Source organism: Streptosporangium sp. NPDC049644 (assembly GCF_040675205.1).
Taxonomy (GTDB): domain Bacteria; phylum Actinomycetota; class Actinomycetes; order Streptosporangiales; family Streptosporangiaceae; genus Streptosporangium; species Streptosporangium fukuiense.
Window position 1 is genome coordinate 31,273 of the sequence record NZ_JBFAOJ010000086.1, and the last position, 9,802, is coordinate 41,074.

The 9,802-nt window shown below is 71.7% G+C and carries 6 protein-coding genes and 1 pseudogene; 3 read left to right on the plus strand and 4 right to left on the minus strand.

The features are described from left to right. Nucleotides 1–12: 12 nt before the first annotated feature. Both AB0J58_RS34155 and AB0J58_RS34160 read left to right on the plus strand, forming a co-directional pair. Nucleotides 13–1,749: a protein kinase gene (locus AB0J58_RS34155; RefSeq protein WP_364223698.1), complete on the plus strand. Its 1,737-nt coding sequence runs from the start codon at nt 13–15 to the stop codon at nt 1,747–1,749. Beyond that, a complete protein-coding gene (locus AB0J58_RS34160; protein ID WP_364223700.1) occupies nt 1,746–3,131 on the plus strand; it encodes a hypothetical protein in 1,386 nt (461 codons plus the stop codon). The genes AB0J58_RS34155 and AB0J58_RS34160 overlap by 4 nt, the downstream gene beginning before the upstream one ends. A 5-nt stretch (nt 3,132–3,136) precedes the next feature. Here the strand turns inward: AB0J58_RS34160 and AB0J58_RS34165 are convergent, their stop codons facing one another. From AB0J58_RS34165 to AB0J58_RS34175, 3 genes are all read right to left on the minus strand, one after another. Further along, nucleotides 3,137–4,006: a TatD family hydrolase gene (locus AB0J58_RS34165; protein WP_364223702.1), complete on the minus strand. Its 870-nt coding sequence runs from the start codon at nt 4,004–4,006 to the stop codon at nt 3,137–3,139. Nucleotides 4,007–4,279: 273 nt separating this feature from the next. After that, entirely contained in the window at nt 4,280–6,061 is a 1,782-nt protein-coding gene (gene metG / locus AB0J58_RS34170) for a methionine--tRNA ligase (RefSeq protein ID WP_364223704.1), read from the minus strand. Between the two features lie 25 nt (nt 6,062–6,086). Beyond that, nucleotides 6,087–7,343, minus strand: coding sequence for a glycosyltransferase (locus AB0J58_RS34175; RefSeq protein WP_364223706.1), 1,257 nt, complete (start codon nt 7,341–7,343; stop codon nt 6,087–6,089). A 101-nt stretch (nt 7,344–7,444) separates the two neighbouring features. Here AB0J58_RS34175 and AB0J58_RS34180 point away from each other — a divergent pair, with 101 nt between their 5' ends. Beyond that, entirely contained in the window at nt 7,445–9,010 is a 1,566-nt protein-coding gene (locus AB0J58_RS34180) for a hypothetical protein (protein ID WP_364223708.1), read from the plus strand. Here AB0J58_RS34180 and AB0J58_RS34185 read toward each other — a convergent pair. Further along, nucleotides 8,958–9,802: pseudogene (locus AB0J58_RS34185) on the minus strand (phospholipid carrier-dependent glycosyltransferase); the annotation flags it as partial. The gene AB0J58_RS34180 and the pseudogene AB0J58_RS34185 overlap by 53 nt on opposite strands.

The following is a 9,802-nucleotide window of genomic DNA, read 5'->3' on the forward strand; positions in this document are numbered from 1 at the left end:
CGGGAGGTTACGGTGAACCAGCCCGGTGTCGAAGGACTGCGATCCAGCGACCCCGAGCGCATCGGGGCCTACCGCCTGCTCGGGCGCCTTGGCGAGGGCGGGATGGGGACCGTCTACCTGGCACTGGCGCCGGCGGGACGACCGGTCGCGCTCAAGGTGGTGAAGGCGGAGGTCGCGGTCGAGGACGGCTTCGCCGCGAGATTCCACGCGGAGGTCGAGAACGCCCGGCGGGTGGCCTCGTTCTGCACGGCGCAGGTGCTGGACAACGGCACCGGCGACGACAACCGGCCGTACATGGTCACCGAGTACATCGCCGGCACGCCGCTGTCCCGCCAGATCTCCGAGCACGGCGCGCTGGAGCCCGGAACGCTGCACGGCGTGGCCCTGGGGGTGGCGGCGGCGCTGGCCGCGATCCACGTCGCCGGCCTGGTGCACCGCGACCTCAAACCCGCCAACGTGATCCTGTCCATGTCCGGGCCCCGTGTGATCGACTTCGGCATCGCCAGGGCCCTCGACTCCACGCACAGCTTCACCCGCTCGGGCGAGGTGCTCGGCAGCCCCGGCTGGTGGGCCCCCGAGCAGGTCCGGGGCCTGGACATCACGCCGGCCGCGGACATCTTCGCCTGGGGCTGCCTGGTCGCGTACGCGGGCAACGGCCGCCACCCCTACGGGCGGGGCGACCTGATAACGATGGCCACCCGGCTGCTCAACAGCCCGCCCGACCTGGGCGCGCTCCCCGCCCCGCTGAACGACCTGGCCCGCCGCGCGACCGCGATGGACCCCTACCAGCGGCCCACCGCCCAGGACCTGCTGATCGCCCTGGTCGGCGGTGGGATCGCCGCCCCGTCCTCACCGGCCCCCACCCGGGCCGATCCGCCCACGCTGATAGCCAGTGATCTGCTCCACGAGTCCTGGCAGCCGCCCGCCAACGTGGAACCCGACTCCACCCGGACGCTCGGCGCGCTGAACCTGGGGGCGCGGTTTCCCGCTTCGCCACCGACCCAGGAGCCCGCGGACCCGGCCACCGCCCCCGCCACGCCCGCGCCGCCCGGCCCTTCCACGGCACCGGTGCCTGTGGACTCCCTCTCGCCGCCGCGGCCCGAACCCACGACATCGCCGTCACAACCGTTCACCGGCCCCGTCCCGGCCGGGACTTCGCCCGGCTTCCGGCTCCCCGCGGGATCGGACGCGCCGGGCGCCGAGGGGACGGCACCCCGGCGGCGCTGGCTGTTCGCCGGACTGGCCGTGCTCGCGGCACTGGCCGTCACGGTCGTCGTGCTGCTGAACCTGCGTGGCCCGGACCCGGGTGACCGGGGGGAGCCTCGGGCGGGCAGCACCGGCGGCACCGGCGGTATCGTCGGCGATGGCGCCACCGACGTGGGCCGCCGGGTCACGACAGGCTCCTTCCTTGAGGATCCACAGCTGATCATCCCGCGCGCCCCGGCGTGCGGGCTCACCGTCTACGAGAACGCCACCCCGGTACGCGGCAGGCTCTGCGCGATCCCGTGGACGCTGGTCAACACCGGCGCGGAGGCGGCCCGGCTCAGCCGCACCCCGCTCACCCTGCTCGACGACGCCGGCACGGCGCACACCGCCGAGAGCGCGTCGACGAAACCGCCTGCCACCCTGCCCCCCGGGGCGAAGGTGGACGGCGTCCTGGTCTACGACCTGCCCCCGTCCCGCAAGCCCGCGAAGCTGACCGGAACGGTGATCGAGGGCGGCGGGGAGATAGAGGTGAGGGTGTCATGAGGCTGCTGCTCTCTCTCGTGGCCGCGGCCGCGGTCGTGTGGTCGTCCACCGGGTCCGCCTGGTCCGATGCCGCTTCCGCCCCGGCCGCCGACTGCACCGGAACGGCCACCGGCGACTTCGACGGCGACGGGGTGGACGACATCGCGGCCGGTGACCCGTTCGCCGACCCCGGCGGGCCGGCCGGCGCGGGGGCCGTGCACGTGCTGTTCGGCCGGGGGGAGGACGGGAAGGCCGTGACCGTCGCCGAGACCGAGGCGGGCGACGGCTTCGGGTGGTCGGTGCGGCTGGCCAGGATCGACGGCGACGGCTGCGCCGACCTGCTCATCGGCGCCCCGTACGCGGACGTGGCGGGCTACCGGGACGCGGGCGCGGTCTATGTGGTGCACGGCGGTCCCGACCCCAGGACGATCCGCCTGGTCTCTCCCTCACCCGAGGCCGACGCCCACTTCGGCTGGTCCCTGGCCTCCGGCGGGGCGCTGGTGGCGGTCGGCGCCCCGCACGAGAACGCCGATGGTGTCGCCGACTCCGGCGCGGTCTACCTGTTCGACACCGAGGCGTCCGGCGAGGGCCGGCGGATCTCCCAGGAGTCCAGGGGCGTCACGGGCAACGGCGAGGCCGGCGACATGTTCGGCTGGTCGCTGGCGATCGGCGAACTGGGTGGCACCTCTGGCCAACCGGATCTCGCGGTCGGGTCGCCGTACGAGAACGACGACGGAACGGGGCCCCAGGCCGGCGGGGGCGAGCTGGACGCGGGGGCGCTCACAGTGATCTTCGACGTACGCGGGTCCCGGAGCGAGTACCGGAGCAGGAAGTGGGAGCTCCGCGAGATCGTCGACGCCGGCGCGGGCGACCGGTTCGGTTACGCGATGGCCTACGCCGAGGAGGGCGACGTCGGCTATCTCGCGGTGAGCGCCCCGCTCGGCGACCGCGGGGGCGTGCGGGACTCCGGTCTCGTCCAGTTGTTCCGGGCCTCGAGCACCCTGGAGATCACCCCTGCCGCCACCTTCGACCAGGGCTCCGAGGGGGCGGCGGGCGAGGGGTACGGGTTCTCGCTGGCGTTCACCGCCTCCGGAGGGGTCAGGCTCGCCGTGGGCGTGCCCTTCGACGGCCCCGACCGGCGCGGCGGCGTGCGGCTGGTGCCGGTGGACGACCCGGCGGGGAGCCGGCTGATCACCCAGAGCCAGGCCGGCGACCACTTCGGCTGGTCCGTCGGGTTCAGCGGCAACCGGCTGGTCGTCGGCGCCCCCGACCAGACGGGCACCGGAACGGTCATCCTGCTGGGCCGCAACGACGCCCAGGGCGTCCCGCTCTCGCCGGGCACCGGAAAGGTCCCCGCCCTGGACGGCGGCGTCTCCGCCGACTTCGGCGCCGCGGTGGGCTGAGCCCGTCACCAGGAGCCGAAGACGGTCTCTCCGTTGGCGCTGACGGCGGCGGCGAGGTCGGCGAGGCCGATCTCCTTGACCTCCGCGAGGCAGCGCAGCGTGAGCGGGATGAGGTAGGGCGCGTTGGGCTTGCCCCGGTGCGGCGTGGGCGGGAGGTAGGGCGCGTCGGTCTCGACGAGGATCAGCTCGCTCGGCGCGACCCTCGCGGCCTCGCGGAGGTATCCGGCGTTCTTGTAGGTGACCGGCCCAGAAAATGACATGAAATATCCGGCATTGACGCACTGCTTGGCCATCTCGGCGTCGCCCGAGAAGCTGTGGAAGACCACTACCTCCGGGGCGCCCTGCTCGGCCAGCACGCGCAGCACGTCGTCGTGGGCCTCGCGGTCATGGATCACCAGGGCCTTGCCGGTCCGCTTGGCGATCTCGATGTGCGCCCGGAAACTGGCGTGCTGGTCCTCTTTCGACGCCCAGTCGCGGTAGTAGTCGAGCCCGGTCTCCCCCACCGCCCTGACCTGCGGCAGGCGGGCCAGCCGCTCGATCTCGGCGAGGGTCTCCGGCGTCGAGGCGTGCGCCTCGTTGGGATGGACGGCCACCCCGGCGTAGACATCGGGGTGGAGCGCGGCCGTCTCGGCGTTCCAGCGCGAGGACGGCAGGTCGTAGCCGATCGTGACGAGCCGCGTCACGCCGACGGCGCGGGCCTCGTCGAGGATGCCCTGGACGCTCGCCTGAGCCGCCTGCGCGGCCTGCGCGGCCTGCGCGACCGGGTCGCCCGAGGACGCCTGGCGGTTGCCCACCATGATGTCCAGGTGACAGTGGCTGTCGAACACCTCTGCCGGCAGGGGCTCGGGGGCGGCGGGAAGCTTCTGCGTGCTCACGCCGTCCAACCTACCGAGGAGCCGGCCCGGCCCGCGCCCGGCGCCCCCGCGCGGACCGGCCCGTTCCCAGGCCGGGACCGGGCCGTGGCCCCGCGCGCACCGGCCCGCCCGCCGACGGTACCGGACACCGGCCGGGCAGGGATTGGGCAGGGATTGGGCACAGACCGCCAGCCTTCGTACAGGGTCGGGCACCGGCCCGCGGCTCCGAACATCCGCCGGGCAGGCGCGGACCGGGTGAGACCGGTCCGCTTCCGAGCCCGGGGGCCTTCGCCGCTACTCGCCCAGACGGGCCAGTTCCTCGTCGACGATCTTCGGGTCGAGCTTGACGAAGAGCGGGGTCGGCGGGGAGAGCGGGGTGCCCACCCGGATCGGGACGGATTCCCAGCGCGCGGCGCCGTCGTAGCGGCCGGTGATGATCGGGTAGCTCCGGCCGTCCTCGTCGGTGACCTCCTGGATCTCCGGCATGCCCGCCCAGACCCCGGTGCCGCCGAGCATCGCGTAGATCTTGTTGGAGGAGTTGGGCAGCACCGGGGTCAGCAGGGTCTTGGCGTCGTCCACCACCTGCAGGGCGACGTGCAGGATGGTCTTCACCCGCTCGGGGTTGTCCTTGATCTTCCAGGGCTCCTGCTCGGCCAGGTACCTGTTGGCCTCGCGGATGACCTCGAACGCCTCGTTCGTCGCGTTCTTGAACCGGCACTGCTCGAACTCGGCCGCGACCTTCGGGAAGGCCGAGCGGCTCCGCTCCAGCATGGCGCGGTCGACATCGGTGAGGTCGCCCGCCTCGGGGATGACCCCGAAGTTCTTGGCGGCCATCGAGATCGAGCGGTTCACCAGGTTGCCCCAGGCCGCCACCAGCTCGCCGTTGTTGCGGTTGAGGAACTCCGACCAGGTGAAGTCGGTGTCCTGGTTCTCCGGGCCCGCCACCGCGATGTAGTAGCGCAGCGCGTCGGCGTCGTAGCGCTCCAGGAAGTCACGAACGTAGATGACGACCTGGCGGGAGGAGGAGAACTTGCGCCCCTCCATGGTCAGGAACTCGCTGGAGACGACCTCGGCGGGCAGGTTCAGCGCGCCGAGCGAGCCCGGCTCGCCGTCGCGGGCGCCCTGGCCGTTGTAGCCGAGCAGCATCGCCGGCCAGATCTCCGCGTGGAAGACGATGTTGTCCTTGCCCATGAAGTAGTAGCCGAGGGCCTCAGGGTCCTGCCACCAGCGGCGCCAGGCCTCCGGGTCGCCGGAGCGGCGCGCCCACTCGATGGAGGCGCTGAGGTAGCCCACGACCGCGTCGAACCAGACGTAGAGCCGCTTGTTGGCCTGGTCGCTCCAGCCCTCCAGCGGGATCGGCACGCCCCAGTCGAGGTCGCGGCTGATCGCGCGGGGGTGCATGTCGCCGAGCATGTTGAGGGCGAACTTCAGCACGTTGGGCCGCCAGTCGCCCTCCTTGGAGCGCAGCCACGATGCCAGAACCTCGGCGAACGCGGGCAGGTCGAGCATGAAGTGCTCGGTCTCCACGAAGACCGGCGTCTCGCCGTTGACCTTGCTCACCGGGTTGATCAGCTGGACCGGGTCGAGCTGGTTGCCGCAGTTGTCGCACTGGTCGCCACGGGCGCCCTGGTAGCCGCAGATGGGGCAGGTGCCCTCGATGTAGCGGTCGGGCAGGGTGCGCCCGGTGGAGGGCGAGATGGCGCCCATCGTGGTCTGGGGGAAGATGTAGCCGTTGGCGTGGAGCCCCTTGAAGATCTCCTGCGCCACCGCGTAGTGGTTCGCGGTCGTGGTCCGGGTGAACAGGTCGTAGGACAGGCCGAGCGCCTGGAGATCCTCGACGATCACCCTGTTGTAGCGGTCGGCGAGTTCGCGGGCGCTCAGGCCCTCCTTGTCGGCCTGCACCTGGATCGGGGTGCCGTGCTCGTCGGTCCCGCTCACCATGAGCACCATGTTGCCCGCCATCCGCTGATAGCGGCTGAAGACGTCGGATGGCACGCCGAATCCGGAGACGTGCCCGATGTGGCGGGGGCCGTTGGCGTAGGGCCAGGCGACCGCGGTCAGGATGTGCTGGGACATGGTGCCCAGCCTAAGGGACGCGGGCTCAGGCCTTGGTGCTCTCCCTGCCGGTAGTGGCACTCGCGGCCGCCTCCGCGGCGCGGTTGACGGCTTCGGCGGCCTCCTCCGCCGCGGAGGCGGCCACGTCGATGGGCGTCTCCTTGGTGCGGCGGATGCCGAGGATGCTGATGAACAGCGCGGCGAAAATCGTCTGGAAACTCACGATCAGCGCGGTGGCCGAGGGCACGACGAGGCGCAGCGACTCCGAAGGGATCAGCGGGCCGAAGCTGCGGGTCTGCCAGTGGACCAGGGAGGCGACCAGGCCGCCCAGACCGCCCAGGGCCAGCAGCCCGCCGACGACCAGCCCCTTCTCCAGGGAGACGATGTCGATGAGCTTGCGCACCCGCCTGTCTTCCGGCAGGAAGCCCTCCTCGGCCGCGTACACCTTGGTGAACAGCGCGAACAGCACCGCCTGGAAGCCGATCACCACCATGGCGGAGGCGCCGACCAGGGTGTCGACGTCGAAGGCGAGCTTTCCGATGTAGACCGGGCCGAAGGTCAGGGCGGCGCCCGCGACCAGGCCGAGGGTCATCAGCACCAGGCCGGGGATGAAGAACAGCCAGCGCGGGCTGTAGAGCATCAGGAAGCGCAGGTGGCGCCAGCCGTCACGCCAGGAGCGCAGGTGCGGCGGGCGGGAGCGGCCGTCGGGCGAGAGCGTGGTGGGCACCTCGCGTACGTCCAGACCGGACAGGGTCGAGCGGACCACCATCTCGCTGGCGAACTCCATGCCGCCGGTCTGCAGGCCGAGCTTGAGGATGGAGTCGCGCCGGAACCCGCGCAGGCCGCAGTGGAAGTCACCGATCGCGCTGGGGAAGAAGAGGCGCCCGATGAAGGAGAGCACCGGGTTGCCCAGGTAGCGGTGGAGCGGGGGCATGGCGCCCGGCGCGATGCCGCCCTTGAACCGGTTGCCCATCACCAGGTCGGCGCCGTCACGGAGCTGCTCGACGAACGGCAGCAGCGCCGTGAAGTCGTAGGAGTCGTCCGCGTCGCCCATGATGACGTAGCGGCCGCGCGCGGCGCGGATGCCGCCCATCAGGGCGTTGCCGTACCCCTTGGCGTCAACGTGCACGACCCGGGCCCCGGCCTCGCGCGCGAGCTGCTGTGAGCCGTCGGTGCTGCCGTTGTCGGCGATCAGCACTTCCCCGTCGATCCCGTGCTCCCGCATGCAGGCGAGTGCCTTGCGTACGCAGGTCTCCACGGTCTCCGCCTCGTTCAAACAAGGCATGACCACGGTCAGTTCCACGTCTCAACCCTTCGCTCACGGCACAAGCCAATCTCACCATGATGCCCTCTGAAGCCCCTTGCCCGGGTCAACTCCCTGAAACGGCTGGCATCCTGTATTGCATGGTGACCGTCGCCGACCGCCCTCGCCTGGACGTGCCTCCGCCCGACCGGGTCACTCGCCTGCGGGCGTTCCTGCACCGGCATCGCCTCTTCGTGGCCGCCCTCGTGCTGGCATTCCTGCTGCGTGTGGTCACCATGCTCGGCTACGGCCCGGCCCTGTGGTTCAACGACTCCTACGAGTACGTCTCCGGGGCGGTGAACCCCGACCGGCCCAGTGCGCTGCGCCCGAACGGCTACTCCTTCCTGCTCCTGGCGCTGCGGCCGCTGCACAGCTTCGGCCTGGTGGTCTTCGTGCAGCACCTGATGGGCCTGGGCATCGCGGTGCTGATCTACACCCTGTTGCGCGGCAGGTTCGGCCTGCCCGGCTGGGGGGCGACGCTGGCCGCGGTGCCGGTGCTGTTCGACGCCTACCAGATCCAGCTCGAACACCTGGTCATGTCCGACGCGATGTTCATGCTGCTGGTCGTGGCCGTGATCACGCTGGTGCTCTGGCACCGGCGGATGTCCTGGCGGATCGGCGCGGTGATCGGGCTGCTGCTGGCCCTCACCGCGCTCACCCGGTCGATCGGCCTGCCGATCCTCGCGCTGGTCGTGGCCTACCTGCTGGTCAAGCGCACGGCCTGGAAGACGATCGCGGCGATGATCACCGCGTGTGCGCTCCCCGTGGTCGGCTACATGGCCTGGTTCGCCTCCGCGCACGGCAACTTCGCGATGACCAACAGCGACGGGGCGATCCTCTACATGCGGACGGCGCTCTTCGCCGACTGCGAGAAGATGCGGGTCGACCCCCGCGAGGAGCTGGAGCTGGCGCTGCTGTGCATCAGCGCGCCGCCGGGCCAGCGCGGCTTCTCCGGGCAGAAGTACCTCTGGTGGGCGCAGAACGGCCAGCGCTTCCACGCCTTCGGGGTGGGCAGCACGTTCACCCCGGAGACGAACAAGACGGCGAGCGCGTTCGCCCAGCGGGCCATCCTGTCCCAGCCGCTCGACTATCTGAGCCTGGTGGCCGGCGACTTCTTCCGCGCCTTCCACTGGGACCGACCGCGCTTCCCGGACTTCAACACCTACCGGCAGTACGAGTTCCTGCCGGAGAACAAGATCCTCCCGGCCTGGAGCTCCTATCGGGGCAGCACCGACACCGACGCGCAGAAGTACGATCCGGGCCTGCGGACCGCGCAGATCCAGGGCAAGCTGCGGGTGATCGGCACCGACGTCCACGACCCGTGGGCGGGCTTCATGCAGGGCTACCAGCGGATCGTCCGGCTGCCCGGCCTCGTGATCGGCGTGCTGCTGCTGATCGGCCTGGCCGGGGTGGCGGTGCGCTGGCGCAGGCTGGGCGGCCCCGTGCTGCTGCCGTGGCTGGCCGCCTTCGGCCTCATCCTGGCCCCGGCCGCGACCGCCGAGTTCGACTACCGCTACCTGCTGCCCGCGGTGCCGCTGGCCTGCCTGGCGGCCGCGATCTCGCTGCGCCACGGGCTCTCCCGGCCCGCCGCCTCCGGCGCGCCTGCCCCGCCCGTCACGCCCAGCTCCGGAACAGCATCCGCGCCCACCACTGGGAGTGCGGGATGACCTCGGCGGCCAGCACCGGGTGGAGCCACCAGAAGTTGACCAGCGCCAGCAGGGTGAAGGCCCCGACGGCCGCCGCCCCGAGCGCCCTGCGGTTGGGCGCGGCGCCGGCCCGACCGATGATCAGCCCGGCCGCCATGGTCAGCGCGAGGATCATGAAGGGGACCATGGGGATCGCGTAGAACAGGTACATGGTCCGGTTGTCGGCGAGGGCGTAGTAGAACCAGGGGAGCCAGCCCGCGGCATAGCCGAGGAGCACGGCCCCGGCGCGCCAGTCGCGGGTGGCGACGTACCAGGCGACCATGGCGATGAGGGCGGCCAGGCCGCCGTACCAGATGACCGGGGTGCCGACGCCGAGCACCGCCTCGGCGCACTCGTCGGCGCCGCAGGCGCCCTTGGGGGTCTGGTAGTGGAACGCCACCGGACGCGAGAGGACGGGCCAGGTCCAGGGCGTGGACTGGTAGGTGTGCCCTTCGCTCAGCCCGGTGTGGAAGCTCAGCACCTGGAAGTGGTAGCTCAGCCAGGAGCGCAGCGAGTCGAAGACGAAGAACCCGGGACCCTGCGAGGTCGCCTGCGCCCAGTTGCGGCCCCAGCCGAGCGACGAGGCGAACCAGCCGGTCCAGGAGGCGATGTAGGCGAGGGCCGGCAGCAGGGCCAGCGCCGACAGGGCGCCGGTCAGGTCCCGGTTGACCACTCCCAGGTACGGTCTGCGCAGGCCGACGGCCCGGCGGGCCCCGGCGTCCCAGACCAGGGACATGACCGCGAAGGCGATCAGGAAGAAGATCCCCGACCACT

Bases quoted from the DNA above. Each gene is read 5' to 3' on its own strand.
- AB0J58_RS34180 (WP_364223708.1), top strand. From the start codon at position 7,445: ATGGTGACCGTCGCCGACCGCCCTCGCCTGGACGTGCCTCCGCCCGAC.
- metG (WP_364223704.1), bottom strand. From the start codon at position 6,061: ATGTCCCAGCACATCCTGACCGCGGTCGCCTGGCCCTACGCCAACGGC.
- AB0J58_RS34160 (WP_364223700.1), top strand. From the start codon at position 1,746: ATGAGGCTGCTGCTCTCTCTCGTGGCCGCGGCCGCGGTCGTGTGGTCG.